The sequence below is a fragment of the Aeromonas salmonicida genome (genome assembly GCF_028355655.1).
GTDB lineage: Bacteria > Pseudomonadota > Gammaproteobacteria > Enterobacterales > Aeromonadaceae > Aeromonas > Aeromonas salmonicida.
In genome coordinates, this window is sequence record NZ_CP110645.1 from 1,428,192 (window position 1) to 1,452,542 (window position 24,351).

Consider the following 24,351-nt stretch of genomic DNA (forward strand, 5'->3'; position numbering starts at 1 on the left):
CGAGCCAAGCGGACGCTTGTTTGCTATCTTGGCGCCCATGAACTGCCTTCAGAGCAATAGAGTGTCATGAGCATTATTTTGGGCATAGACCCGGGTTCCCGGATCACAGGTTACGGCGTTATCCGCATAGTCGCAGGCAAGGCGGAATACCTGGGCTCCGGCTGTATTCGCACCGACCTGGGCGAGCTGCCGTCGCGTCTCAAGCAGGTGTATGACGGGGTGAGCGAGATCATCACCCAGTTCAAGCCCGACGAGTTCGCCATCGAGCGGGTCTTTATGGCCCGCAACGCCGACTCGGCCTTGAAGCTGGGTCAGGCCAGGGGCAGTGCCATAGTCGCGGCGGTCAACGCCCTGCTGCCGGTCAGCGAATACTCTGCGACCCAGATCAAGCAGGCGGTGGTGGGCACGGGTGGGGCGGCCAAGGAGCAGGTGCAGCACATGGTGACCCATCTGCTCAAGCTGTCGGCCACGCCCCAGGCGGATGCGGCGGATGCGCTGGGGGTGGCTATCTGCCACTTCCATACCCGCCAGAGCCTGATCAAGATGGCGGGGCGGGCCACCAGCTCGGTGCGGGGCCGCTATCGCTGAATCTTGCCGACGCCGACTGTGTCTGAGAACCACTGTGAGAGGAGGGCGCCCGTGCGCCCTCCTCGTTTATCCGCGCTATTTATCCACTCGCGTGCTGACTTGTTGTCAAAAGAGTCAGCAGGGTCACAAGTTATCGCATGGCATGGATGAGCTCCGTCTGGTGTAGTTTGCATCTTGACGGCAATCTGCCCAATTAATCAATAACTTGTGATTCTCATCACATTTCAGGAATAAGGCAGGCCCACTTCGCCTTGTTATTTCACACTCCCATAATGTGTCGCCCGTTTAATAACGGCGACCTCATGAGCCCTGGCTCATGTTCCATTCATCATTGGGAGATCTAAATGTGAAACCTTTTGCAGCTGAGTTTATGGGCACCTTCTGGCTGGTGTTGGGGGGCTGTGGCAGTGCCGTCTTGGCCGCCACCTTCCCGAACGTGGGGATTGGCCTGCTGGGCGTGGCGCTGGCATTTGGTCTGACTGTGCTGACCATGGCCTATGCCATCGGCCATATTTCAGGTTGTCACCTGAACCCGGCCGTGACACTGGGGCTGTGGGCCGGTGGTCACTTCCCGGCATCCGCCGTCTTGTCTTACATAGTCGCTCAGGTCTTGGGCGGGATTGCTGCCGCGGCCGTGCTCTATGTGATTGCCAGCGGTCAGGCCGGCTTTGATGTGAGTGCCGGCTTTGCCTCCAACGGCTATGGCGAGCACTCACCAGGCGGTTACAGCCTGTTGGCGGCCCTGATGTGTGAAGTGGTCATGACCGGCTTCTTCCTGTTCGTCATCATGGGTGCCACCGACAGCCGTGCACCGGCCGGTTTTGCCCCCATCGCCATCGGCTTGTGCCTGACGCTTGTCCACCTCATCAGCATTCCGGTGACCAATACCTCGGTCAACCCGGCGCGCAGCACAGGGGTCGCCCTGTTTGTGGGGGATTGGGCCGTCAGCCAGCTGTGGCTGTTCTGGGTTGCTCCGATCGTCGGTGCCATTCTGGGTGCGTTGGCCTATCGCGTGATTGCAACGAAAGCGTGATCCGTGACGGAAAAGTGTGGTATCGACACGCCCCCGGGCGTGTTTTTTCGTTTCAGGGGGGAGGCATTCAAAGACCCCGAGCGCTCAGCATCTCCTTGTAGCGCAGGTGCAGCAGTTGCACCCGTTCCACATAAGCGCGGGTTTCGGCGTAAGGGGGGATCCCCCCATGCTTTTGGACCGCGCCGGCCCCGGCGTTGTAGGCGGCGGTCGCCAGCGCTATGTTGCCGCCATATTGCTTGAGCAAGCCCGCCAGGTATTTCACCCCGCCAAAGATATTCTGCTCCGCCATCAGGGCATCACCTACCCCCAGCTCACGGGCCGTGGCGGGCATCAGCTGGGTCAATCCCATGGCCCCCTTGCGGGAGATGGCTTGCGGGTTGAAGGCAGACTCTGCGTGGATCAGCGCCCGTATGAGCGCGGGCTCCACCTGATAGGCCTTGGCCGCCGCCTGTATGGTGCTGGCATAGTCATAGAGAAAGAGACCCGTGGTGTGCCAGTTGACCCTGGAGGCCGGGTTGCAGGCGTAGCAGTCGTTGAACAGCAGCAACTCATAGTGACCCTGATCCGGCATCAGGTCGGAATAGCGCACCACGCCATTTTTTTGCACCGATTTGTAGACCTGGATCTGGCGAGTGCCGGATGGCTGCGTGATTTTTGCAGGCGCTGGCGCCGGTGCAGAAACAGGGGCGGATGACACGCCGGGGGCAGGCACCACCTTTGGAATGTGAAGGGGAGCCTGGGTCTGGGCGGTCAGGATCACCACCTCCGCCGGCGGTGGCGTCCGGCTCCAGCCGGGCGGGGAAAACAGCGGGATCAGCCCCATCAACATCCATGCTTTCAACGGCTTGCTCCTTCAGCCTGATTGGCCTTGTGAGTAAAGCATCCTGATGGTGGCAGAACAAGCCGCCGATGAGCGCCGAGTTGAAATAGGCAGAGTAAACAAGCGGGGCCGCGCAGTGGCGGCCCCTGGCAGAGTGATACTCCTTATTCTTGCAGCCAGAGCCGGGCGCTGCGGGCGGGAATGGCGACCCGTACCCACTGACTCTGCACATTGATGACGGCGTTTTGATCGAGCACATCTCGGTAATTGCGATACCAGTTCATCTCGAATTTGGCGGTATCGAGCCAGTACTCCTGCTCGTACTCGCACTTGTTGACACCGACCAGCCCCTGCTTGCCCCGTTTGAACAGCACGAAGCAGTCGCCGCTGCCGACCAGTTGCATGGGCTGGCCCTGTACGGCGTTATGGAAGCGGATCATGCCTTTGAGATCCGCGCGCTGGTAATAATCCTGCCAGCGCAGCCCATCCTTGGCCTGGGTCTCGCCGTGATCGGAGTAGACCAGCGGCGAGCCACCATCGCGACCGAGCAGGTAGGCATAGGCCAGTTTCTCGTCGGTCTGGTTCAGGATCTGGTAGCGAAAGCCATCGTTGGTGGGAATGTCGTGGGTGATGGCGAAGGTGACGGCGCGGCTGCCCGGCAGGGCCTGACCGTAAGCACCGGGGTCGGCCAGCAGGCTCATGCTGCCGCCATAACCGAGCGCCCCGCGCAGGGAGGCAAACAGCGGAAAGTCATAGGCCCCCTGACCGCTGTTGTCGAGATAGGGTTTGAGGAAGCGCTCGTAATCCGTGCTGCCGGCGCCCCCCGTGGTGATCACCTCGCCAAAGACGTGCATGCCCTGTTTTATCTCGGGGGTGAACACGGCATTGATCTGGTAATCGCTCATGTGCTTGACCGCATCGACCCGAAAGCCCTTGATCCCCATCCCCTTGAGCGCCTTGAGATAAGCCTGCTGCTGGCTCACTACCCAGTTGTTGGGATCAAGATCCGGCAGCCCCTTGTCACCGGCGCCGCCACACAGGCGCCAGTACTGAACGTGACCCGGATCGCTCCAGTCGGTGATGCAGCCTTCGGGATGAAAATCCGATCCGGCCAGCAAGTTCTGGCCCAGATCGCCAAACAGCTTCTGGCGCTCGAAGTAGGCGGGGTTGGCCGCATACTGACCGAGCAGCTCGCTGCCGGGGTAGTTGAGATCGCTGCGCTTCCAGCTCTCGTTGGCCATGTGGTTGAGCACAATATCGGCATAGACGGCTATGCCTCGTGCCTGCATGGCGGCGATCAGCTGCTCGAGATCCTGCTTGTTGCCAAGGGGGGTATCGATGAGGCGCAGATCCTGCGGTTGATAGCGTGCCCACCACTCGTTGCCCGATGATTTGAGGGGCGGCGAGATGAGCACCTGCTTGTAGCCGGCGGCCTTGATGAGATCGGCCTTGGCGGTGACTTCACTGTATTGCCAGTTGAAGGCGTGCAGTATGACGTCGGCATGTGCCAGAGGGGCGATCAGCATGCCTGCGATCACCCAGATTCCCGCTGTTTTTTTCATTATTGTCTGTCCTTGTTTGGGTGCCCATGTGGGCACCCAGAGCCTCACACCGGCCCTTCGGGCCGGCAATCTCCTTTTGACTGTTTTGTGAGCGTTTTCAAAGCAGACTGTGCGGATCTGTGACGGCTTGCATAAAACCGCCTGACCCCGTCATTACTGATTTTTCCATCACTTAAGCGGCTGACTGGCAACTCAGTCGAGGCCGTTGTTGTAGAGTGGCTGCCAGGCACAGAAACGCTGGCCGTTGCGGCTGTTTTGCAGCCAGAAGCGGTTGCAGTTGTCGTCGTAGTTGCTGGCGCCGACGTTGACGGCATAGCTGCTCAGGCGTTGCCCCTGCAGGGACTGGAACACCCCGTTGTAGAGCAGGGAGAAGTGCAGGTGCGGACCCGTGGAGGAACCTCCCTCGCACAGGGCCTCGTTGCGATTGCTGGCGTAGGTGCCTATGGGGGTATCCGCCGCCACGTAGTCGCCGCTGCGCACCGAGATGCCGCTCATGTGGTAGTAGTTGGTGGCCCAGCCGTTGGGGGCCGTGATCCGCACCTGGCAGCGGGAGAATACGGAGACTGTGCCGCTGTTGGCGGCGGTGACCGTGTAGGTGGCACCGCCCCAGCCCGGCCAGTCGTAGGAGACGTCGATGGAGGAGTAGGGGTAGCCCGAACCGGTATGGGAGTGGGCGCCGTTCACCTTCCAGCTGTAGCCCTGGCGCCAGGGCAGCTGGAACTGGCCACCGGCCAGCCGGGCCGAGGGAACCGCAGCAGGGGCCTTGGGCGACGTCATGGCTTCCTTGCCAAACAGGGTCTGCCACTGCTCGCTCAACTCTTGCTGGTCGTGGGGAGTGAGCAGACTGCCCAGGGCGGCCTGATGCGCCGCCAGCGGGGGGAGGGCAGGGACGCTGCGCTGGCTCAGTCGCAGCTGGGCTTTGGCCTGGTAGAAGCGCTCGGAGAGCTGGCGAGCCATCTGTTCGAGCTGGTTATCGAATCCCCGAGCCTTGACCAGCTTGGCGAAGGGAGCCGCCATGGCTTGATCCGAGGGGGCCGAGATGAGCTGGCTGCTTGCCTCCATCAGGGCCAGCAGCAGCTGGGGGTTGAGACTGGTAATGCCGCTCCAGTGCAGGATCACCTCCTCCTTGGGCAGCAGGTGAGGCGCCTGTTGCAGCAAAAAATCGTGCAGATCGAACGCCATGGCTGCCTCGCCAAACACGAAGTGGGCCTCGTCCAGTGGCACAGTGGCGCCGCCGGTGGCGTTGAGCTGCTGCTGAGTGAAGTGGTAGGGAGCAATCGGGATGTGGATGTCGCCGGCCCAGCTGGCAGTGGGCAGCAGTGCCAGCATCAGCAGGGAAGGGATAGGTTTGAACATGGTATCTCCTTGGCAAAGTGGTGAGGTGACAGCGTGGGGGTTGTCCCACTCAGGCAACGACAGCGCTATGCTATGCCAAGGCTTCACCATAGGGTGAAACACCAAGATTGCTATTCGATTGAGGCTTTTTATAGCTGGGTGTAACTCATTAGGCTTGTTAACAAATGTTTACGAAGTGATTTTGATATTTTAAATCATAGGTTTACGTACGATTAAATAGTCCCTTGCCGTAAAATTAATCGCCGCGAGCAAGCCGTGCCCACATTGGGATACCGTGGTAGCATTGCCTGTGATTTATGCGGTCAGCAGTGTGTTAAAAAGTGTACAAACAGGCGCGGTTACTGGCTTTTTTGTTACTAAAAGGCGTGATATCTTGCTGACTTGTCTGGTCGGATCTCTTTCCGGGCAGCCACTGACATTTGAAGACTGGCCGAGCGGCCAAGGATGGAACGGGTGTGATAAGCAAGCGGGCGATGGAACTCACGTTCGAAGAGTACTGTGATGCGGATCTTTCCCTGATCAGGGACTACTACGAAACGACTTTCTCCCATTACGTGCCGGATCTGGCTGAGCGTATCTTCGTGGTGCGCGATGCGCACTGGCTGGTGGGCGCCGTACGCCTGCGCGACGAACAGGATTACTACCACCTGTGCGGTTTTCGGTTGCTGCCCCACTATCAGTCACTGGGGCTGGGCTCCCGTTTGCTGCAACATGCCTGCAGTGATCTGGTGGACAAGCCCGTAGTGTGTCAGGCATTGCCATTCGAGAAGCCGTTTTACCTCAAGGCCGGTTTTGCTGACCTTCCCCTGCATGAGCTCGATGGCCCCCTCTTTTCTCTCTATGACCAGCAGCGCGAACAGGGTTACCAGATCGAGCTGCTGGTGCGTCAGGCCAACACTCCCGTCTACAACTGACGACTCACTGCGGCTTGGTCAGCAGGTGGATCTTGCCTGGTGACAACTCAAGCCCCAGCAGATTCTCTTTCAGCCAGGCCTGATTCGGGTCCTTGTCGTTCAGCCGATAGACGGGCTGGGTCTCCAGCCGTTTCTCCATGCTTTGCAACAGCATGCCCAGCATGAAGCCGAACTTCTGCTGCGCCGCTTCCGGTTCCAGCTTGTACTCAATCAACTTGATGTTGTCGAGGAAGAGGGCGCTCTGAGCCTTGTCATAGCGTGGTCTGGCCTCGTAGGTCATGTTCAGACGCGCATCGTATTCGGTCTGATCCGGCAGGGCGATCCTCAGTTTTCCCTTGCCATAGACACGGGCGGTATCCGGGCTCTGACGCCCGATCTGGACGTCGCTCTGCTCGAGCTGTACGTGGGCCTTGATGATGCCGGGTAATTCCAGCTGTTTGTTCACTTGTACCTGGGATTGCAGGTACTGATTTATCTGTTGCTCATTGATGTCATATGAGCCTTGACCTAGCATGGCCAGACTGAGCAGCATAGATTGCAGGATCATGCTAACGACCTGATAGAATGGATGTGTTTCACAGCATACCATCCTGGCCCCGTGGGGTCTGCCCACCGCATTTACCCTGATGTAAAAGGAGTCCTCTTGATCAACGGTTTGGAGTACGACATCCAGCTGCTGTTTTCCCAGTTTCTTGGTTGGCTGCTGCTGCTATTTCACACCGTGATCGTGGCAGGGATCTCCTTGCGGGTGGTGATGAAGCGGCGCCCCATCGGAGTCTCGCTTGCCTGGCTGGCGCTCATCTATGCCATCCCGTTTGCCGGGGTCGGCTTCTATGTGCTGTTTGGCGAGATCCGGCTCGGTCGTCGCCGTGCAGAACGGGCCAAGGCCATGTACCGCCCCTACGCTATCTGGATCCGGCAGCTGGCCAGGCTCTTTCCCCAGCACTGCTGCGAGGTGGGCAGCAAGGCCCAGCCATTGCACGATCTGATCCAGGGGCGGCTGGCCATGCCCATGCTCTCCGGCAACCGCATGACCCTGCTGAGCCAACCCGAATCGATACTGCGCGAGATAGCGCGCGACATCCGCCAATCCTCCCAGTCCTGCTATCTGGAGTACTACATCTGGCACCCCGGCGGCGATACCGACGATGTGTGCGACGCCTTGATGGAAGTGGCGGCGCGCGGCGTGGATTGTCGTCTGCTGCTCGATTCCATGGGCAGCAAGACGTTTTTCCGCTCGCACTGGCCCAAAAAGCTGCGCAAGGCCGGGGTCAAACTGGTGGAGGTGCTGCCGGTCGGTGCCTGGCGCATCCCATTCCAGCGCCAGGATCTGCGCATGCACCGCAAGCTGGTGGTGATCGATGACAGGGTGGGTTACACCGGCTCCATGAACATGGTGGATCCCCGCTTCTTCAAGCAGAACGCCGGGGTAGGCCAGTGGGTCGATATCATGATCAGGGTGCAGGGGCCCGTGGTGCCGCTAATGTGGTCCATCTTCGTCTGGGATTGGGAGATGGAGACCGGCGAGCGGTTGCTCGACAGCCTGCAGCATGATCCGGAAGCCTGGCCCCAGAGCAACTACCGGGCCCAGCTGATCCCGTCCGGCCCCTTTGTTGGCGGAGACTGCATCCAGCAGAGTCTGTTGCTGGCCATCTACCAGGCCCGTCACCACCTGGTGCTGACCACGCCCTATTTCGTGCCGGACGATCCCCTGGCGGCGGCGCTCTCCTCGGCGGCGGCGCGAGGGGTGCAGGTGCAACTGGTGTTGCCTGCGCGCAATGACTCCATCATGGCCAACCATGCCTGCAATGCCTTCATGGAGGAGCTGCTGGAGGCCGGGGTTGAAGTCTATCGCTACGATGCCGGACTGCTCCACACCAAGAGCGTGCTGGTGGATGACGACTTCGCACTGGTGGGCACGGTAAACCTGGACAGACGCAGCCTCTGGCTCAACTTCGAGGTGACCCTGCTCATCGACAACCCGCTGTTTGTCGCCGAGATGACCCATCTGGTACAGGGTTATATGACGGAGGCGACACCCATGTCCCTGGCCAAGTGGCGCGATCGCCCCAGGTACAAGAAGGTAATGGAGAACATCTTCTATCTGTTCAGTCCCTTGCTGTGACATTACATAATTGCGGTCGATGCTGAATTGGACTTGCCTAGCCCCGATATCGCCCCGTAGAGTGCGGCAATGAGCCTTTGGAGAATCATATAAAAATGCAGAAGCGAGTAACGCTGGCCGTGTGTGCGGCCTTGGTAGTGGGTGGGCTGGGTGCCTGCTGGTACACGGGCAATACGTTTGACCGCATCATGGACGAGCAGATCGCCAAGGTGAAGCAGGAGAGCGGCGTCGAGCTGAGCTGGGTGCCTGGCGCCAGCAACCTGTTTACCCGTGACGGCATCTTGAAGGTGGTGGTCACGCCGCAAACTCTGGCCAGCCTGGACGGTCAGCTGGAAGGGAGCGAGCCGGTCGAGGCGCAGTTCATCGTCAACAGTCGCATTCTGCCGCTCTATATCAAGAGCAACATGCTGCTCGACACCAAGCAGGGCACGCTGGCCACTGTGTTCAGCGCCCTCAAGCTGGAGCAGTGGCAGTTTGGCATAGAGTCGGTCAGCAGCCTCTGGACCATGAGCAACAGCAGCCGCTTCTGGGCCAACGAGTTCAAGGTCAAGCAGGGGCTCGACGAGTTCAGTTTCCTGCCGATGACGGGCGACTACCGCGGCGATATGGATGGCAACGGTCACGTTACCTTCCACTGGCAGGGCATGACACTGCATGAAGAGCAGAGCAAGATGGACATGGTGCTGGCCGAGCTCAAGGGCAGCGCCGACATGGCCGAGATCAGCGGGATCTGGCTCTCCCCCCGTAGCGACATGACCCTCTCTGCGCTGTCGGTGCAGCTGCCAGACAGCGTCAAGGTGTCACTGCAGGGCCTGACCACGGAAACCCAACTGGAAGGCGATGATGCCCAGACCCTCTCCAGCAGCTATCAGATGAAGGTGAAGACTCTCAATCTGGAGAACGAGACCGATAATCTGGCGCTGACCCAGAGCAAGCTGGCCCTGAATCTGAAAGGGCTGGATCTGGAAGGTTATCAGGCACTGCAAGCCTCCAGCGGGCAAGGGGTGGAAGATGAAGCCATCCAGCAAGCCCTGGACAAGCTGCTCAAGCGCGGCGCGACCCTGGAGCTGGTGGACTTGAGCGCCCAGCTCAACGGCGAGCCTGTCTCCATGAAGGGGGACGTCAAGCTGGCATCGACTTCTCTGGAACAGCTGTTCAATAGCGAACAGGGAATGCATGCCCTCTCCGGCCTGATGCATGCCAATCTCAGTGACAAACTGGGCAAGGCGGTGCCGCAGCTGGCCCCCATGCTGGAACAGTTCGCTGCCATGGGCTATCTCAAGGCGGACAAGGCCCGGCTGACCGCCGAGCTGAAGCTCGACAAGGGTGCCATGACCATCAATGGCCTGCCGCTGTAAGTCGGTGGCAGAAACAACAAAGGCTCCCTCGGGAGCCTTTGTTGTTTCTGGCGTGGTGCGGCAGGTGGGTTACTTGAACACCACCGTCTTGTTGCCGTAGACGAACACCCGTTCGTTGAGCACCAGCTCCAGCGCGCGGCTCAGCACGGATTTCTCCACGTCACGACCGGCTTTGGCCATGTCATCGGCACTGAAGGCGTGACCGACATGGATCACGTCCTGCTCGACGATGGGACCCTCATCCAGATCGTCGGTGACGAAGTGGGCGGTGGCGCCAATCAGCTTGACCCCGCGATCGAAGGCCTGACGGTAGGGACGGGCACCGATGAAGGCCGGCAGGAAGGAGTGGTGGATATTGAGGATCTTGCGCGGATAGGCTTCGACGAAGCTCGGGGTCAGCACTCGCATGTACTTGGCCAGGATCACATAGTCGGGCTGGTAGCCGTCTATGATGGCACGTACCTGCTCCTCGTGTTCGGTGCGGCTCAGGTCCTCATGGCTGACGGTGTGGAACGGAATGTCGAACTTGCCCGTCAATTCTGCGAGCGTATCGTAGTTGCCGATCACCGCCACTATGTCCATGTCCAGCGCACCGGCATAGTTCTTCATCAGTATGTCGCCGAGGCAGTGGGTCTCCTTGGTCACCAGGATGACGATGCGCTTCTTGCCCGCCTTGACCAGGCGGCGCTGGGCGCCGGCGGGCAGGGCATCATCCAGATCCGCCAGCAGGGTCTCGTCGTTGAAACGCCCCTCCAGCTCGGTGCGCATAAAGAAGCGACCGTTTTCATGATCCACGAACTCGTCGTTCATGTTGATGTTGAGCTGGTGCTTGTAGCAGATGTTGGTGATCTTGGCGATGAGGCCCTTGGCGTCCGGACAGTCCGTCAGCAGTATTTTCTTTTCCATCTCTGTCATGATTCCGTTTGTGGTGTTGGCGCCTGAGTCTGCGCAGGCAGCGCGTTTTTTCAGGCACTATGCCATAAACAAAATCAGAAAAGACAGCGCGCCGTGCGTCCTTGGTTCAAGTCGTTGTCTACGGGCGCTGGTCGGTTCCGTATTCATCTTTGATGGGTTTTGGACTGGTATCCTGCGTTTTTTTTCTTTAGGCTGTCTGCGCTTATTCTCAGGGCGGGGTGCAATTCCCCACCGGCGGTATCCCGATCTGACTCGGGGAGCCCGCGAGCGCCCGACTTTGGTGCCACACCTGAGTCGGGGTCAGCAGATCCGGTGAGATGCCGGAGCCGACGGTCATAGTCCGGATGAAAGAGGATAAGACAGATATTGCAGGCATGCCCCCGTTGGGCCGGCCGCTGCATACCTATCTCTGTCTGCCTTTCCATGCCCTGATTCTGGTCCTTGTCTTATTTAGGAGTCTTACCATGAATCAGTCTCTACTCAGTGAATTTGGTGATCCCCTTGCGCGCGTCGAAGCGGCGCTCGCGGCCTTGCGCGCCGGTCGCGGCGTTTTGGTGGCCGACGATGAAGATCGGGAGAACGAGGGGGATCTCATTTTCGCCGCACAAACCATGACCAATGAACAGATGGCCATGATGATCCGCGAGTGTTCCGGCATCGTTTGCCTCTGTCTGACCGACGAGCGCGTTCGCCAGCTGGCGTTGCCCATGATGGTGGAGGCAAACTCCAGCCACTATCAGACCGCTTTCACCGTCACCATAGAGGCGGCGCAAGGGGTTACCACGGGCGTTTCAGCGGCCGATCGCATCACGACCATTCGCGCGGCCATCGCCGATGGTGCCAAACCGTCCGATCTGCATCGCCCAGGCCATGTCTTCCCGTTACGGGCTCGTACCGGTGGTGTGCTGACGCGCCGCGGCCATACCGAAGCCACAGTCGATCTGATGCAGCTTGCCGGCCTCAAACCGTTCGGGGTTTTATGTGAGCTGACCAAAGAAGATGGCTCCATGGCTCGTCTGCCAGACCTGGTTGCCTTCGGTCGCCTGCATCAGATGCCTGTGCTGACCATCGAGGACCTGGTGCAATATCGTCAATTGCTGTCAGAACGTTCTGCCTGAGCCTCATACGAAATTGTAATAAGCACAAAATTTGGTTACGCTCTGTGCGAACCTCATCCAGAGGCACTCGTTTTTGATTAAAGTTTGCACATAAAGTGTGCAACTAAAAAAAAATGAGGGTTTTAATGCATTTATCTGTGATGAGGCCTATCCAAAGTATGATTCTTTTGTGCCATAATCACGCCGCTTGCTAAACGTCTGGCGAGTTAAAGGGAGCTTTTAAAAATGAAAAAATTGTTGTTGGTAGGTGTTGTTGGTCTGTCCGCTCTGCTGGGCGGTTGTGCAAACACCAGCGAACTGGAAACCTCCGTTCAGAATCTGTCTAACAAAGTTGACCAACTGGCTCAAGATGTTAGCGCAGTTCGTGCTGATCAATCCAAGATTGCTGCTGATGTTGCAGAAGCCAAGCAAGAAGCTATGCGTGCTAACCAGCGCATCGACAACATGGCTACTTCCTACAAGAAGTAATCCATGCGAAAAAATGGCGCATTCATGCGCCATTTTTTTTTGCCTGAAATTCGTCAATTCCCCGCTTTTCTTCCATATGCTCTCGCCTTGCCAGAGCAATGCCGATCTCTCGGCATCACTCTCACTTTTTATCCCTTCATTATTCAGTAGAGCAGGCTGTATAGCTTGCGACGGTAACTCTGTGCGGCCGGATGGGCACCCATGGTGGTCAGTATGTCCAGATAGGTCTTCTTGGCATCGCCAAAGGCCAGATCGTGTTTGAGAATGGTGAACAGTAGCGCCAGTGCTTCCTCCTGACGGCCCGCCTGGCTGTATTGCACCGCCAGCTCCTGGGTCAGGGCGAAATTGTCCGGCTCCTGCTCGTAACGGGCCTCCAGCGCACGCAGCTCAGGGCTGTCTGCGGCTTGCAGCGCCAGCGCCAGACGAGAGCTGAGGGTCTGGTAGTGGTCATCTTGCGCAGCCATGGGGATCTTGCCGAGCAGCTCCTGGGCTTCATCCAGCAGATTGATATCCAGCGCCGCCTGAATGAGCCACAGGCTGATGTCGTGGCGATCAGGCGCCAGCTGGTGGGCCTTGGTGAGATGGGCATAGGCCACATCTGCCTGACCGTCTGCCAGTGCCTGCTGTCCCTTCTCGAACAGCAGTTCCTCTTCCTTGGGAGCGAAGGCGGCAAAGTAGTGGCGCAAGGTAGCTTCATCCTGCGGCCCTTCCAAAATGGCTTGTTCATCCGGGCGCCCCTGATGGAACAGTACCAGAGCGGGCAGGGCACGCAGGCCGAGCTGGCTGGCCAATGGCTGCAACTGCGGATCGTTCATGTCGACCTTGGCCAGGGTTACCTGGGGGTTGTCCGGGCCAACCAGTGACTCCACCAGCGGGGTCATGCCCTGACATTCCGGCATCTGGGGTGCGTGAAAATAGATGACGACCGGCTTTTTCATGGAAGCATCGATCAGTGCGGCTTGAAAATTCTGGGGATTGATGTCGACGATCATGAGGCTGACTCTTGGAAAATGGTGTGAGTTAACATGGGGTTGATAGCGGTGGATTTCAAGTTTTCATCCAGCAGGTAACCGTTGACGGCCAGGGTCGGGGCGGCGAGGCTGAGCCAGCCACTGCCAATAGGCCAATCCTGCACCCGGTATTCGTGCTCATCGAGCCGGTTATCAAGGCGCCATCCCTCTTGCGGCAGAAAGCAAACTTTGTCGAGCCCCGCGGCAATGCCGCCGCCATGGGCCTTCAGTACCGCCTCCTTGCGTGACCAGAGCCGATAGAAGGCGCCGTCCTGCTCTTCTGCCGGCAGGGCGGCGAGCCACTCATACTCGCTGGTGGCATAGAAGCGTCTGGCCAGTGGCAACGTCTGCCGGCGGCGCCTGCCCATCTCTATGTCTACCCCGAGCGGTCCTGTGGCACACAGTGCGATCACCAGCCAGTCGCCGCTGTGGCTCTGGTTGAACTGCCAGCGCGGGTCACTCAGCGCCGGCTTGCCGTGGAGATGGGTACAAAAAAGCAGTTCGCTGGCCTGGCATTGAAGGCGAGCGGCCAGCAAGCACCTTAGCAGTGACCGACTGACCAGAAATTCCTGGCGCCGATCCGGATGCTGGATCTCCTGCCACTGTTGCCGTTCTGTTGGTGAAAGCGTTTCTGGCAGCATGGCCAACTGCGCTGAGCTGACCCGGGCGGGTTTTAACAAATAGAGATCCACAGAGATCATGATTTTTCACTTTAAAAGAGGACTGAAACAGCGATAAAAGTCAGTTTGATAGAGTCTGCACGGGCGCTTTCGAGATTGTATATTGTTTGGCCATGATCACATTAATCATGAAAAATAATGCATTTCCTTGCGAAAATGTGATGTCGATAGGGATTTTCGCTTGCCTCGATAGAATTCTTGGATATAGTCGGGTGCTGTTGCCTTATAAATTGCCCTTCCGGGCCGTATTTTAACAAGTTTTACTCATTGCGGGGATAAAGGATTGCGCCACCTGATACTACTACTGGTCGCGCTCGGAATGGTGGGTTGTGCATCTGCACCCCAGCCCGAGGTTGCGAGCAAGATTGAAGTTTCCATGATGGAACCCGTGATTGAACCGGAAGCTTCGCAAACCCCAGATGTGAATGAAATCCTGACAGTGTACAAAGAGTGGCGCGGTACCCCTTATCGCTTTGGTGGTACCAGCGAACGCGGCATAGATTGTTCCGCTTTTGCCCGTGAAGTGTTCCGCAATGCCGTCGGCATCGAATTACCCCGTGATACCCGCTCCCAAGTCCATGAAGGCACTCGCGTTTCCAAACAAGACCTGGTCGAAGGTGATCTGGTTTTCTTCAAGATAAATCGTCGTCTCAATCATGTGGGTATCTATGTGGGCAATGGTGAATTCATCCATGCCTCTACCCGTGCTGGTGTGACGCGCTCCAAGCTGGACAATTCCTACTGGCGCAGCAGATTCTGGCAAGCACGCCGGATCGATATCTGAGTCAGGCTGGACAAACGGCTCGCAGTACGGACTGTTTTTCCAACCTCACTTGAACCGGGCTCCTGAAGCCCGGTTTTTTGTGGCTGCTATTTAGACTTTCTGGGGCCAAATCACTATAGTGTGGGCCCGTTTTCCCTCGGCAGGCCCAGCATGAAGACCCACTCTGACCGCAAATCCGGATTGCACCCACGCAATCGCCATCAGGCTCCCTATGATTTTGATGCGCTCTGCCTGCGTACCCCCGAGCTACGGCCCTTGGTATTCGTCAACGAGCACGGTACCCAGACCCTGGATTTTGCCGATCCTGCCGCCGTCAAGGCGCTGAACAAGGCCTTGCTCGCACTGCACTACGGCATTGCGCACTGGGATCTGCCGGCGGGTTATCTCTGCCCGCCCATTCCGGGACGAGTGGATTATCTGCATCGGGCGGCGGATCTGCTCGCCGAGAGTGCGGGCTGCGTCCCGACCGGCAAGGGCGTGCGGGTACTGGATATAGGGGTGGGGGCGAACTGCATCTACCCGCTGCTGGGAGCTCGCGAGTATGGCTGGCGTTTTGTTGGGTCCGATATCGACCCCGTGTCCGTCAAGGCGGCGGCTCTGCTGGCCAAAAGCAACGGTCTGGGCGGGCAGATAGAGTGCCGCCATCAGGGCAATGCCAAACACGTCTTTCGCGGCATCATAAGCCCGCAGGAGCGCTTCGCCCTGACCCTGTGCAACCCGCCGTTCCATGGATCGCTTGATGAGGCCAGCAAGGGCAGTGAGCGCAAGCTGCGTAATCTTGGTAAAGCCGTGCAGGGGCAGCCAGTGCTCAACTTCGGCGGCCAGAAGGCCGAGCTCTGGTGTGAAGGGGGAGAAGCCGGGTTTCTTGCCACCATGATTGCCCAGAGCAAGGAGTTTGCTGCCCAGTGTCTCTGGTTCAGCTCGCTGGTGTCGAAGAAGGAGAACCTGCCGGCGGCGAAAAAGACGCTGGCCCAGGTCGGGGCCCGCCAGGTGCGGGTGATCGACATGGCGCAAGGCAACAAGGTGAGCCGGATCCTCGCTTGGTCTTTCCTGGATGAGGCCGCCTGTGGGCAATGGTGGCAACCTGCGCCTCGTGGCGATGTTTGACGGGGGGAGGGGCTGCCTCCTGTCGGTATCCCCCTCTTTATATCTGTACTCACGGTGGCAAGCACCTGCCATGATAATCGTTTTCCTCCTTGTTCCATCAGGCTTGCCGTACTTGTGTTAGTGACTACTTCTTTGCTTGGTACAGCTGTACGCTGAGATTTTTTTGCACTTGCAGTTGAAACTTTCATAAAATAGGACTGGTTAGACCTCTTTACAGGCTTTGAATTGAATAGGGATCGGTAGATGAAGGTTGTCGATTTTCTGAAGCGCAAGCGCGAAATCCTGGCGCAGCACCCCTTTGAGCTCAAGGATTGGCTCTCTCCGGCGATCCGTGACTACTGGCGTGAGTTTCAGCAAAAGGCACACCTCCACCCTCTGTTGGGTCGTGTGCTGGACCTGCAAGCTGACAGCCAGTCAGTACGGCAAGTGCAGACCGCCAATGGTCAGCCAGTGCAGACTGAGGAGACTGCGGTTGAACTGAGTGGTGAGGCGGCGGCCCTGTTTGCTGCGCTGCAGCCGAGCATTGGTGAAGAGACCCATGTGGGAGAGTGGTTGCTGGTCAGTCAGCAGATGATCAATGAGTTTGCCGCCGTGACCGGCGACAACCAGTGGATCCACACAAACCCTGAGCGTGCTGCTGCCGAGTCACCGTTCAAGACCACCATAGCCCACGGGTTTCTGACCCTGGCGCTGTTGCCACGTCTGACGGGCAGTATCAATGAAGCTACCCCCGAGTTTCCGGCTGCCCGCATGGTGGTGAACTTCGGGCTGGATCAGGTGCGTTTTCCCTATCCAATCAAGGTGGACAGCAACATCCGCGCACGTACCAAGCTGCTGAGGGTGACACCGATCAAGGGCGGTCTTGAGCTGCTCAAGGAGATCAAGGTCGAGATTGAGGGCATTCGTCGTCCCGGCTGTGTCATTGAATCCGTCACCCGGATCTACTTCTGATGTCGTGACGGTTGTCACCGCCGTGGCGTAAACAGTATTGAAATAAAACAGGCTCACCTCGGTGAGCCTGTTTTATTTCTGGCGTTGTGCCGCCTGTCTGGGGCTCATCCACTCGCCGAATGGTTTGCCCTGATGACTAGAAGCTGGCCCCCAGGCTGATGAGGTGGCGCCACTCCTTCCCTGCCAGTTGTTGGTGAGTACCTAGGTAGTCCAACCAGACATCATCCCAGTCCAACTCGCTTGACCAGGAGAGTCGCAAGTGATCGTTGAAGTAGTAACGTAGCCCCAGGCTTCCTTGCATGGATTGCTTCTGGGTCACATAAGGAGAGGGCTGGGCCAGGTAGCGCTTGTAGCCCCCCTTGCTGAACAGCTCTATGTTCTCCGACCACAAGGAGACAGGCTGGCGGTAGTCCCAGCCCAAGTTGAGGAGAGGGTAGTTGATGATCCTTTCATCAAAGATGTTTACAATGCCGGGCTCATCGAAGACTGCAGGTCTGAGGTAGGAGCGTTCCAGACCGACCTGGGTGATGAGTTCAAGGCGGCGTTTCTTGTCGTTCCAGAACCTGTAACCCGGGCCAGAGGCATAGCTCAACTTCAGGTAGGCTGGACTAAGCATCTGGTATTCGTAGTCGACGGTGGAGCGCACAAACCAGTTCTGGTCGAAGAAGAAGTCCAGCATGGGCTTGAGCCGATACTCATGGCTGTTGGTGACGTTGTTGGCGGTTTCGTAGATGTACTCCCCATCCAGGCTGTATCGCCAGTCGAGATTGGCAACCTCGGTTGTGGCCTTCAGGTTGACGTTGTTGGTTTTCTTCTCGCTGTGTTTCAGCTTCACGTTCAGATCGCTGCTGCCTGTCCAGAGCCAGGCGCGCGTGTCATCCGCGGTGAGAGCGAGCAGGGTGATGCCGGTCTTCACCGTCGGTTTTGGTTTGTCCTGTTTTTCGAGGCGCCAGCGTTTGACCGCCTCGCGTTTGACCGTGACCGGCGAGCTGTAGGGCAGCGCTATGCGCACCTGTTCATCCGTGATCTCCTCTATGGTGCCGGTCAGTCGATCGCCGTTATGCATCCAGAGGATATCGGCCAGCGCCATCGGGCTGAGCAATAGAGAGAGTAAGAACCAGAAGCGGTATCTCATGGAAAGTCCTTCATGAACAGAGGGTTGCCGTTAGCCGCTGACGGGGCGTGGAATGCCGTTCTTATTGTTCAGCACGGCAGCCACCTTGTCACCGTCGATCTCGGACGCTGCGATAAAGGCCTCTACCTCGGGTGAGAGGATCAGGGGGGCGCCCTGCTCCAGCTCCAGTTCGGTGCGGGAGAGGGGGGAGTGAACTTCCAGCCAATGACTGCCATCGGGTTCGATGGCGGTCTTGACCGGCTGATTGATCACGCGCACTGTCGTGCCGACAGGCACCAGCTTGAACAGTGCCTCTATATCGTCAGGACGCAAGCGAATGCAGCCTGCACTGACTCGCAGCCCGACACCAAACTCCTTGTTGGTACCGTGAATGAGGTAATCCCGCTTGCCATAACCGAGGCGCATGGCGAATTTGCCGAGAGGGTTGTCCAGACCCGGCGGCACGACGGCAGGCAGGGAGATCCCCTTTTGCTCCAGCCAGGATTTGCGCACCATGGGGCCGGGCACCCAGGTCGGGTTGGGGTTCTTGGCGATCACTGTCGTGGTCATTTCTGGCGTCTCTCTCCCGATATCGCCAATCCCGATGGGCAGCACTATCACCTCATTTTTCCCCTTGGGAAAATAGTAGAGGCGCAGTTCTGGCAGGTTGATGACTATGCCCTCCCGGGGCACATCCGGCAGCAGCATCTGGGTCGGCAGGGTCAGGCGTGTGCCAGGTTTGGGTAAATAGGGGTCAACCCCGGGATTTGCCTCGAGCAGTGCCAAAAAACCAATCTGGGTGTGCTTGCCGATAAGCTCAAGGTGTTCATCTGGCTGGACTATGTAGTCCTCCAGTTCACCGATCAGGCGGCTGCCAGCCGGTGGCAAGGGATAGGTTGTAGCCCAGCTTGGCGCTGTCCAGAGGCTGGCTGCCACCAGCAGCAGTGAGACGATTCGAGCATTGAACATGGTACTTCCTATCAGATCGCGTGAAGGCGGGTCACTACCCACCCAGAAAAAAGAAGTGAAATTGTTAACCAATCCACTCGTGATTACCAGCCTGTCCCGCAAGGGGTACAGAGGAGTCTGCTCTGGATAAGTCACTATTTTGAGGAATTTTCGCACTTTGTTATGACAGTGCCGGATAATGCGACGAATGGGGTCATGTGCAGGGCAGGACTGTGAACAAGCCGGTATCTGTCATAGCCTGTGTCTGGCGACGTGGGCGCCAGTAAGGTACCAGGAGCGTGGGATCACCTGCGCTCGGGCTCAGGATTATGCCTGCATGTCGTGCCCCGGACCATAGCAGCAATCATGGTCACAAGCGCAGCAACATTGTCTTTTTTATCGACAGTCATTTGATCTTTAAAGAGATTCAAGTTGATTTATCAGGCCTGGTCCGGTAAAAGTTAAGCCCCGTGGAGAGATGCCGGAGTGGCCGAACGGGATTGACTCGAAATCAATTGTGGCAGCAATGCCACCCAGGGTTCGAATCCCTGTCTCTCCGCCATTTAGCTGCCTTGTGCAAGCCGACAAACATAAAAAGCCCGCATCGCTTCAAGCATTGCGGGCTTTTTGTTGCCTGTGTTGATCGGCGTTAGAGCTCTCTAGACTGACCTGATGGCATCAGATAGTCATCTTGTTCCCAATGGGGCACCCGGCGTCAACTGTGATGACACATTTTGTGTGTCAGCCAAAAGATATAAAGGGTTAACCTCATATGTGGTTAACCCTTATATATCTGGTGCCGGTAAGAGGAGTCTAACCCCCGACCTTCGCATTACGAATGCGCTGCTCTACCAACTGAGCTATACCGGCGTGTGGCTGCCTACATTCAAAATATGATAATTAATGGATTAAAATCATATGCTTATGTAAATTCTCGTATGTCTGATTGTTTCACGTAGCCTCGACCTATACTCTATTGTTAGAGGGGTATAAGGAGGGGTATGGAATGACAATCACAACTGACGCAGAGATTGCGGCAATCAAACCTAAATCCGGTGTCACTGTGCATCGGGTGTCGATTCAGTCAAAACATGGGGGTGGTCTCAAGCTGGAAGTACGCGCCAGTGGTATCAAGCGTTTTGTTTATCGCTACAAGATAGGGGGCAAAGCGGGGGAAATGCTGCTTGGTGGGTATCCTGCCACGACCCTAGCGAAAGCTCGACTTGCCCACGGGAAAGCCGTTGAGCTGGTAAAGCAGGGAATAGACCCTGTCACTGTCGCCAAGCAAGCCAAGGCTAAGAATATTCAGATGCCTACCCTTGGAGAGGTTTACAACGACTGGATGGCAATGCGAGCCAAGTCAAAGCCGATAGGCTCCCGCACCCTACGCGATTACGAAGGGACGTATACACGCCACATTGAATCCGCCATAGGTAATATCAGAGTGTGCGACCTGTCCCGTGCTGTGCTCTATGAACATTTCCGCCAAGTAGAAACAGCCGAAGGGGCACGCAAGGGGCTTATCATCCTGAATCAGTGTCTTGATCACGCAGTGTTACAAGGTCACATCGAAATCAATCCCGCTCGCCTACTCAAGCCCGCTATGTTTGGAGCGTCTATGCCCCCACCCCGTGAACGCTGGTTAACCAAGGATGAATTACGCCAGCTATGGGCAGCACTTGAACAGGCAACCAGTGGGGGCGGGTCTGTGTCTGCTGGTGGCCGTGGGATAGCGTCTAACGTGGTCTTATCGTTTGGGGTAGCTAACTGTTTACGTATTATTTGCCTAACCGCTGTGCGCCGTTCTGAGGCCGTAGGGATGCGCTGGGAGCAGATCAACGGCGACCGCTGGACGATCCCCGAGACTAAGAATGGACGTGCACACGTAGTCACCCTGTGCCCGTTGGCACTGGAAATCATCGAGAGGCAAAAGCCCCTATCAAATGGCCCTTATGTATTTGAATCAACCAGCAAGCCAGGGCTACCGGTTACAGGGGATGCTGTAACCCGTGCGCTAGAACGTGTCCGAATGAAATACCTTGCCGAGCTTGTACCGTTTAGTCCTCATGACTTGCGTCGTAGCGTAGCTACAGGGGCCGCTGAATATCTGGATGCTCCCGAGCGCTTGATTGAATTGATGCTCAACCATGTTCCTAAAGACAGGCTGATACGCACCTATCAGGTGGGGGGCATGGCCGAGAAGTTGCGAGCCCTGTTTCTACGCTGGGGAGATTTTATAAAGACTGTTACGCAAACAGAGCAAACCAAGCCTGACAACGTTGTATCACTCAACTTTGGGGGGCGTGGGTTATCTTCCTAATGCCATAGGCGTTACCATGCCGGTTAGTGGTGCTGCATAATTTTTACGCTTCAACAGGAGGTAACGTGGATTTTTATAGAAAGGTCTCCTTCATCGCGATCATTGTTGTGTTGCTGATCTTGGTGGCAGGACCATTCCTTTTCAAGTTCAATCCAAACTTTGAAAAAGGTGAAGTCCAATGTGAATCAGAAGGTGGGCACTACAGCTTTGAAGGGCGGGATATCAGGGTTTATGACGATAGAATCGAGCTAGTTGGTGTCTGGGGAATATTGGATAGTGGTGAGCCTAGACGCATATTGATCCAAACCAAAGGGCGTTTGTGTGTGATCGCAGAAAGCAACGCTGATTAGATAAACACACAGGAAGGCGTTTAGGAGCGTCTCTAGCGAGGTTTAGGAGATTACCTGCAGAATCCATAGGCTACGCCTAGTGACACTCTATGACATACGTGAATAGAGAAGACTAGCGCCTTCGGCAAAGAGTAAAGATACGCCTAAAAGAAGAGAACAAAACTAGGTAGGTTATGTAGTTGGTAGCCAAGGGCTACAGAAGGACAGGATAAGGGGTTTGTCTTTTCTCTCTTTCCTTTAGGCGTCTTCTGTAGCTTGGCCCTGCCGGCCTGAGGCACATACAGTCAGATAGTTAACATATACGCCTTCGGCAAAGAGGGTGGCACTACGTGCCGTATAATAGTTATTTATTTATCTGTTACGTTATCTGTTATTGGGCAAATAGTGCCACCCCCCCTGGCAAATAGTGCCCCCCCTCTTGCACTTAGAGGATGCTCCCTCATTACAAATGGTATCATCCCATCCTCTTAATATAATAGCAGGCTCTCCCCTTCAAGCTGGCTCTGGGCTAGAGTCTCATCTATTACTCAATTTTTAGGAGTAGAGGAATGAAACAAGAGATTGTCCCCTGCTACCCACCTGACTATTAAAAAATAGTTGTAGCAGAAACACCTGTCTCACAGGTATATATAAGTATACATAGTTGAAAAATGTAGCCTGCTTGCGCGAGTAAGTGGGCTCTTGCCCGTTCCAAGTCAAGATAGAGGTAATGAGATAATGATGTATTCCCAAGAAAATGGCCTTCGAGTGAAGGTGCCCGCCTTTTGCGCCAATGAGCTTATCAAGTATCTGCCCGAAGGTGTGAAACCCACCCGCTATATCATTGACCTAATCCTGAGGGATTTGGCTACAAAGAAAAAGGATCACAGCACAAGTGATGAAAACTCAACTGGAAATAACAACAGCCCTGTGTAGGGCAAACCTATCTGACCTGTCAAGCAACGACAAGCACTTGCTCCTAACCCTCTCATCCTTTATCAACCCCCTACGTGACGGTGATTTACGTGCATGGCCTACAAACGCTCAGTTAGTAGCATTAACTAGCTTGTGTGATCGCTCTGTACGCAATTCCATTTCCAATCTTGAAGAGCGTGGATACCTACAACGAATTACAAAGTACGATGCTGGCGCTAACAAGAAGACACGAATTCTAATCCTTAACCTAGACAAGCTGACGCCAGTAAAGGCAGAGCAAGAAGTCAAAGGGGATGCTTGGGAGGATGATTTAGATGATTGGTAAAGTCTTACTTCTTTATCCCCTTGTAGTCTATTTAACCCACATGATTTCAATTTTTATAATCCAATAGGTAACGACAATGCAACGATACAACTCAACATTCGAGCAATTCAACACCGCCAAAGAGGCGGCCAATGCAACCTACTTCACTAAGCTACTGGAGCCAGTGCAAGAGCTATTGGCGTTTGGTTACGGATACAAGGCTTTGGCTTCAGCGCTCAACGCAAAAGGCTTGCTGACGCAGAGAGGTAAGCCCTGTAGTGGTCTAATCATCCCGGACACCATTTTAGGTGGTACAGTCGCCACCATGACCTGAGGTGTTCAATGACAAGATTACGTCGCTCATTTACTGCCGAATTCAAACTCGAAGCCGCATCCCTGGTGCTCGACCAGGGGTATTCTGTTCCCGAAGCAAGCCGTTCACTGGATGTCGGTGAAACCGTGCTTCGTCGCTGGGTTCAGCAACTGCAATCCGAACGCAGTGGCACAACCCCAATCAGCAAAGCACTGACTCCGGAGCAGCAGAAAATTCAGGAGCTGGAAGCCCGTATCAACCGGCTCGAACGTGAAAAGGACATACTAAAAAAGGCTACTGCTCTCTTGATGGCGGACGAGTTCACACGTACGCGCTGATAGACCGATTAAGGGAGCAAGCCCCCATCACCTTGGTCTGCTGCGCTTTCGATATTCCCACATCCTGTTTTTACGATTATCTGGCTCGCAGGAGAGTGATTAACCGTGAGCGCATGCAACAGCGCAGTGAGTTGCGCCGCTTGTTCACAGCGAGCCGGGACTCGGCAGGCAGCCGTGCCTTGATGTCGATGATGCGAGAGTTGGGGTATCAGATTGGCCGATTCAAAGTCCGTAACCTGATGAAGGAAGCCGGGTTGGCATCCAAACAGCCGGGCACACATCGTTATAAGGTTGCACGGTCTGAACGACCGGATATTCCGAATCTGCTGGCCCGCGAATTTGATGTTCCGCAACCCAATCAAGTGTGGTGTGGCGATATCACCTACGTCTGGGCAGGTACTCGTTGGCATTACCTAGCTGTGGTTCTTGACCTCCATACTCGCCGAGTCGTGGGCTGGGCAATGTCTGACAAGCCTGATGCAGAGCTGGCAATCAAAGCACTGGAGATGGCCTATCAGCAGCGGAGTTGCCCCTCTGGTGTGTTGTTTCACTCCGACCAAGGCAGCCAATATGGCAGTAGGGCATTTCGGCAACGACTGTGGCGCTATCGCATGACCCAGAGCATGAGTCGGCGTGGCAACTGTTGGGATAACGCCCCGATGGAGCGGTTGTTCAGAAGCCTGAAGTCAGAGTGGCTCCCGGCAACGGGATACATGAGCCTGCGGGAAGCAACGCGGGATATCAGTTATTACCTGATGGATTACTACAACTGGCGGCGTCCACATCAACACAATGACGGGATGCCGCCAGCAAAAGCCGAGACTCGGCCTAACCAAGTGTCCGGATTTAGTTGACCACTACACCCTTCACTCGCGAAAGTGTGCGTACCCTACTTAAAAATCTAGGCGTACATACTGTTGGAGCGGAAGAAGAAGAATGCAAAGAACAATAATAGCGCAC

General features: G+C 56.3%; 24 protein-coding genes, 2 tRNA genes and 1 riboswitch. Of the genes, 16 read left to right on the forward strand and 10 right to left on the reverse strand.

Annotated elements, in window-relative coordinates:
* The first annotated feature begins 66 nt into the window (after nt 1-66).
* Nucleotides 67-588: a crossover junction endodeoxyribonuclease RuvC gene (ruvC, locus tag ONZ54_RS07000; RefSeq protein ID WP_017412842.1), complete on the forward strand. Its 522-nt coding sequence runs from the start codon at nt 67-69 to the stop codon at nt 586-588.
* A 346-nt stretch (nt 589-934) separates the two neighbouring features.
* The gene (gene aqpZ / locus ONZ54_RS07005) at nt 935-1,621 is read left to right on the forward strand and encodes an aquaporin Z (protein ID WP_271787786.1); all 687 of its coding nucleotides are present in this window, start codon (nt 935-937) and stop codon (nt 1,619-1,621) included.
* Nucleotides 1,622-1,688: 67 nt separating this feature from the next.
* On the opposite strand, the gene ONZ54_RS07010 is transcribed toward aqpZ, so the two are convergent.
* From ONZ54_RS07010 to ONZ54_RS07020, 3 genes are all read right to left on the reverse strand, one after another.
* On the reverse strand, nt 1,689-2,450 hold the full coding sequence (locus tag ONZ54_RS07010; RefSeq protein ID WP_271788257.1) for a lytic transglycosylase domain-containing protein: 762 nt from the start codon (nt 2,448-2,450) through the stop codon (nt 1,689-1,691).
* Between the two features lie 155 nt (nt 2,451-2,605).
* Entirely contained in the window at nt 2,606-4,003 is a 1,398-nt protein-coding gene (locus tag ONZ54_RS07015) for an alpha-amylase family protein (RefSeq protein WP_271787787.1), read from the reverse strand.
* A gap of 192 nt (nt 4,004-4,195) precedes the next feature.
* Entirely contained in the window at nt 4,196-5,359 is a 1,164-nt protein-coding gene (locus ONZ54_RS07020) for a M23 family metallopeptidase (protein ID WP_271787788.1), read from the reverse strand.
* A 473-nt stretch (nt 5,360-5,832) separates the two neighbouring features.
* Here ONZ54_RS07020 and ONZ54_RS07025 point away from each other — a divergent pair, with 473 nt between their 5' ends.
* Nucleotides 5,833-6,273, forward strand: a complete 441-nt coding sequence (locus ONZ54_RS07025) for a GNAT family N-acetyltransferase (RefSeq protein WP_005316773.1) — start codon at nt 5,833-5,835, stop codon at nt 6,271-6,273.
* Nucleotides 6,274-6,277: 4 nt separating this feature from the next.
* On the opposite strand, the gene ONZ54_RS07030 is transcribed toward ONZ54_RS07025, so the two are convergent.
* The gene (locus ONZ54_RS07030) at nt 6,278-6,820 is read right to left on the reverse strand and encodes a YceB family lipoprotein (RefSeq protein ID WP_005316771.1); all 543 of its coding nucleotides are present in this window, start codon (nt 6,818-6,820) and stop codon (nt 6,278-6,280) included.
* A gap of 96 nt (nt 6,821-6,916) precedes the next feature.
* Here ONZ54_RS07030 and cls point away from each other — a divergent pair, with 96 nt between their 5' ends.
* Both cls and ONZ54_RS07040 read left to right on the forward strand, forming a co-directional pair.
* Nucleotides 6,917-8,398: a cardiolipin synthase gene (gene cls / locus ONZ54_RS07035; RefSeq protein WP_021138398.1), complete on the forward strand. Its 1,482-nt coding sequence runs from the start codon at nt 6,917-6,919 to the stop codon at nt 8,396-8,398.
* A 95-nt stretch (nt 8,399-8,493) separates the two neighbouring features.
* Nucleotides 8,494-9,756 (forward strand): DUF945 family protein, encoded by a 1,263-nt coding sequence (locus ONZ54_RS07040; RefSeq protein ID WP_271787789.1) that lies wholly within the window; start codon nt 8,494-8,496, stop codon nt 9,754-9,756.
* A 69-nt stretch (nt 9,757-9,825) separates the two neighbouring features.
* Here the strand turns inward: ONZ54_RS07040 and purU are convergent, their stop codons facing one another.
* On the reverse strand, nt 9,826-10,662 hold the full coding sequence (gene purU, locus ONZ54_RS07045) for a formyltetrahydrofolate deformylase (protein WP_011898492.1): 837 nt from the start codon (nt 10,660-10,662) through the stop codon (nt 9,826-9,828).
* A 209-nt stretch (nt 10,663-10,871) separates the two neighbouring features.
* Nucleotides 10,872-11,031, forward strand: a riboswitch (FMN riboswitch).
* A gap of 104 nt (nt 11,032-11,135) precedes the next feature.
* On the opposite strand from purU, the gene ribB reads away from it, so the two are divergent.
* Together ribB and ONZ54_RS07055 are read left to right on the forward strand one after the other, a co-directional pair.
* Nucleotides 11,136-11,789, forward strand: coding sequence for a 3,4-dihydroxy-2-butanone-4-phosphate synthase (gene ribB, locus ONZ54_RS07050; RefSeq protein WP_005316761.1), 654 nt, complete (start codon nt 11,136-11,138; stop codon nt 11,787-11,789).
* 225 nt (nt 11,790-12,014) lie between these two features.
* Complete coding sequence (locus ONZ54_RS07055) at nt 12,015-12,257, forward strand: Lpp/OprI family alanine-zipper lipoprotein (protein WP_005334342.1); 243 nt, start codon at nt 12,015-12,017, stop codon at nt 12,255-12,257.
* A gap of 143 nt (nt 12,258-12,400) precedes the next feature.
* Here ONZ54_RS07055 and ONZ54_RS07060 read toward each other — a convergent pair whose 3' ends face one another.
* Nucleotides 12,401-13,249 carry a tetratricopeptide repeat protein gene (locus ONZ54_RS07060; RefSeq protein WP_271787790.1) on the reverse strand — a complete coding sequence of 283 codons (849 nt, stop codon included), beginning with the start codon at nt 13,247-13,249 and terminating at the stop codon, nt 12,401-12,403.
* Nucleotides 13,246-13,968 carry a 4'-phosphopantetheinyl transferase family protein gene (locus ONZ54_RS07065; protein ID WP_271787791.1) on the reverse strand — a complete coding sequence of 241 codons (723 nt, stop codon included), beginning with the start codon at nt 13,966-13,968 and terminating at the stop codon, nt 13,246-13,248. Before ONZ54_RS07065 ends, ONZ54_RS07060 begins: the two co-directional genes overlap by 4 nt.
* A gap of 298 nt (nt 13,969-14,266) precedes the next feature.
* Here ONZ54_RS07065 and ONZ54_RS07070 point away from each other — a divergent pair, with 298 nt between their 5' ends.
* The 3 genes from ONZ54_RS07070 (at nt 14,267) to ONZ54_RS07080 (ending at nt 16,789) form a co-directional block, all read left to right on the forward strand.
* The gene (locus ONZ54_RS07070) at nt 14,267-14,731 is read left to right on the forward strand and encodes a C40 family peptidase (RefSeq protein ID WP_042468626.1); all 465 of its coding nucleotides are present in this window, start codon (nt 14,267-14,269) and stop codon (nt 14,729-14,731) included.
* A gap of 150 nt (nt 14,732-14,881) precedes the next feature.
* Nucleotides 14,882-15,838 (forward strand): 23S rRNA (adenine(1618)-N(6))-methyltransferase RlmF, encoded by a 957-nt coding sequence (gene rlmF / locus ONZ54_RS07075; RefSeq protein ID WP_271787792.1) that lies wholly within the window; start codon nt 14,882-14,884, stop codon nt 15,836-15,838.
* 243 nt (nt 15,839-16,081) lie between these two features.
* Nucleotides 16,082-16,789, forward strand: a complete 708-nt coding sequence (locus ONZ54_RS07080) for a MaoC family dehydratase (protein WP_271787793.1) — start codon at nt 16,082-16,084, stop codon at nt 16,787-16,789.
* A gap of 136 nt (nt 16,790-16,925) precedes the next feature.
* On the opposite strand, the gene ONZ54_RS07085 is transcribed toward ONZ54_RS07080, so the two are convergent.
* Nucleotides 16,926-17,924: a DUF481 domain-containing protein gene (locus ONZ54_RS07085; RefSeq protein WP_265434639.1), complete on the reverse strand. Its 999-nt coding sequence runs from the start codon at nt 17,922-17,924 to the stop codon at nt 16,926-16,928.
* 30 nt (nt 17,925-17,954) lie between these two features.
* On the reverse strand, nt 17,955-18,872 hold the full coding sequence (locus ONZ54_RS07090; protein WP_271787794.1) for a L,D-transpeptidase family protein: 918 nt from the start codon (nt 18,870-18,872) through the stop codon (nt 17,955-17,957).
* Between the two features lie 451 nt (nt 18,873-19,323).
* Between ONZ54_RS07090 and ONZ54_RS07095 the strand changes: the two genes are divergently transcribed.
* Nucleotides 19,324-19,413: transfer RNA gene (locus ONZ54_RS07095), tRNA-Ser, on the forward strand.
* Nucleotides 19,414-19,645: 232 nt separating this feature from the next.
* Here ONZ54_RS07095 and ONZ54_RS07100 read toward each other — a convergent pair.
* Nucleotides 19,646-19,721 (reverse strand) — tRNA-Thr (locus ONZ54_RS07100).
* 136 nt (nt 19,722-19,857) lie between these two features.
* Here ONZ54_RS07100 and ONZ54_RS07105 point away from each other — a divergent pair.
* From ONZ54_RS07105 to ONZ54_RS07125, 5 genes are all read left to right on the forward strand, one after another.
* Nucleotides 19,858-21,171, forward strand: a complete 1,314-nt coding sequence (locus ONZ54_RS07105; protein WP_271787795.1) for a tyrosine-type recombinase/integrase — start codon at nt 19,858-19,860, stop codon at nt 21,169-21,171.
* Between the two features lie 65 nt (nt 21,172-21,236).
* Entirely contained in the window at nt 21,237-21,521 is a 285-nt protein-coding gene (locus ONZ54_RS07110) for a hypothetical protein (RefSeq protein WP_271787796.1), read from the forward strand.
* An 877-nt stretch (nt 21,522-22,398) separates the two neighbouring features.
* Nucleotides 22,399-22,761 carry a helix-turn-helix domain-containing protein gene (locus tag ONZ54_RS07115; RefSeq protein WP_271787797.1) on the forward strand — a complete coding sequence of 121 codons (363 nt, stop codon included), beginning with the start codon at nt 22,399-22,401 and terminating at the stop codon, nt 22,759-22,761.
* A 76-nt stretch (nt 22,762-22,837) separates the two neighbouring features.
* On the forward strand, nt 22,838-23,074 hold the full coding sequence (locus ONZ54_RS07120; protein ID WP_271787798.1) for a hypothetical protein: 237 nt from the start codon (nt 22,838-22,840) through the stop codon (nt 23,072-23,074).
* Nucleotides 23,075-23,082: 8 nt separating this feature from the next.
* Nucleotides 23,083-24,245, forward strand: a protein-coding gene (locus ONZ54_RS07125; protein ID WP_271787513.1) for an IS3-like element ISAs33 family transposase whose coding sequence is annotated in 2 segments (ribosomal slippage) — nt 23,083-23,338 and nt 23,338-24,245 — 1,164 coding nt in all. Because the reading frame shifts where the segments join, the coding sequence is not laid out codon by codon here.
* The last annotated feature ends 106 nt before the right edge of the window (nt 24,246-24,351 follow it).

What these genes read in the sequence shown, in the direction of transcription:
- rlmF (WP_271787792.1), top strand. Translation starts at nt 14,882, where the DNA reads ATGAAGACCCACTCTGACCGCAAATCCGGATTGCACCCACGCAATCGC.
- ONZ54_RS07060 (WP_271787790.1), bottom strand. Translation starts at nt 13,249, where the DNA reads ATGATCGTCGACATCAATCCCCAGAATTTTCAAGCCGCACTGATCGAT.
- ONZ54_RS07020 (WP_271787788.1), bottom strand. Translation starts at nt 5,359, where the DNA reads ATGTTCAAACCTATCCCTTCCCTGCTGATGCTGGCACTGCTGCCCACT.
- purU (WP_011898492.1), bottom strand. Translation starts at nt 10,662, where the DNA reads ATGGAAAAGAAAATACTGCTGACGGACTGTCCGGACGCCAAGGGCCTC.
- ONZ54_RS07120 (WP_271787798.1), top strand. Translation starts at nt 22,838, where the DNA reads ATGCAACGATACAACTCAACATTCGAGCAATTCAACACCGCCAAAGAG.
- ONZ54_RS07065 (WP_271787791.1), bottom strand. Translation starts at nt 13,968, where the DNA reads ATGATCTCTGTGGATCTCTATTTGTTAAAACCCGCCCGGGTCAGCTCA.
- ONZ54_RS07025 (WP_005316773.1), top strand. Translation starts at nt 5,833, where the DNA reads ATGGAACTCACGTTCGAAGAGTACTGTGATGCGGATCTTTCCCTGATC.
- ONZ54_RS07040 (WP_271787789.1), top strand. Translation starts at nt 8,494, where the DNA reads ATGCAGAAGCGAGTAACGCTGGCCGTGTGTGCGGCCTTGGTAGTGGGT.
- ONZ54_RS07015 (WP_271787787.1), bottom strand. Translation starts at nt 4,003, where the DNA reads ATGAAAAAAACAGCGGGAATCTGGGTGATCGCAGGCATGCTGATCGCC.
- ONZ54_RS07080 (WP_271787793.1), top strand. Translation starts at nt 16,082, where the DNA reads ATGAAGGTTGTCGATTTTCTGAAGCGCAAGCGCGAAATCCTGGCGCAG.
- ONZ54_RS07085 (WP_265434639.1), bottom strand. Translation starts at nt 17,924, where the DNA reads ATGAGATACCGCTTCTGGTTCTTACTCTCTCTATTGCTCAGCCCGATG.
- ruvC (WP_017412842.1), top strand. Translation starts at nt 67, where the DNA reads ATGAGCATTATTTTGGGCATAGACCCGGGTTCCCGGATCACAGGTTAC.
- ONZ54_RS07090 (WP_271787794.1), bottom strand. Translation starts at nt 18,872, where the DNA reads ATGTTCAATGCTCGAATCGTCTCACTGCTGCTGGTGGCAGCCAGCCTC.
- ONZ54_RS07115 (WP_271787797.1), top strand. Translation starts at nt 22,399, where the DNA reads ATGAAAACTCAACTGGAAATAACAACAGCCCTGTGTAGGGCAAACCTA.
- ribB (WP_005316761.1), top strand. Translation starts at nt 11,136, where the DNA reads ATGAATCAGTCTCTACTCAGTGAATTTGGTGATCCCCTTGCGCGCGTC.
- ONZ54_RS07030 (WP_005316771.1), bottom strand. Translation starts at nt 6,820, where the DNA reads ATGATCCTGCAATCTATGCTGCTCAGTCTGGCCATGCTAGGTCAAGGC.
- ONZ54_RS07055 (WP_005334342.1), top strand. Translation starts at nt 12,015, where the DNA reads ATGAAAAAATTGTTGTTGGTAGGTGTTGTTGGTCTGTCCGCTCTGCTG.
- ONZ54_RS07105 (WP_271787795.1), top strand. Translation starts at nt 19,858, where the DNA reads ATGACAATCACAACTGACGCAGAGATTGCGGCAATCAAACCTAAATCC.
- ONZ54_RS07010 (WP_271788257.1), bottom strand. Translation starts at nt 2,450, where the DNA reads ATGTTGATGGGGCTGATCCCGCTGTTTTCCCCGCCCGGCTGGAGCCGG.
- ONZ54_RS07070 (WP_042468626.1), top strand. Translation starts at nt 14,267, where the DNA reads ATGGTGGGTTGTGCATCTGCACCCCAGCCCGAGGTTGCGAGCAAGATT.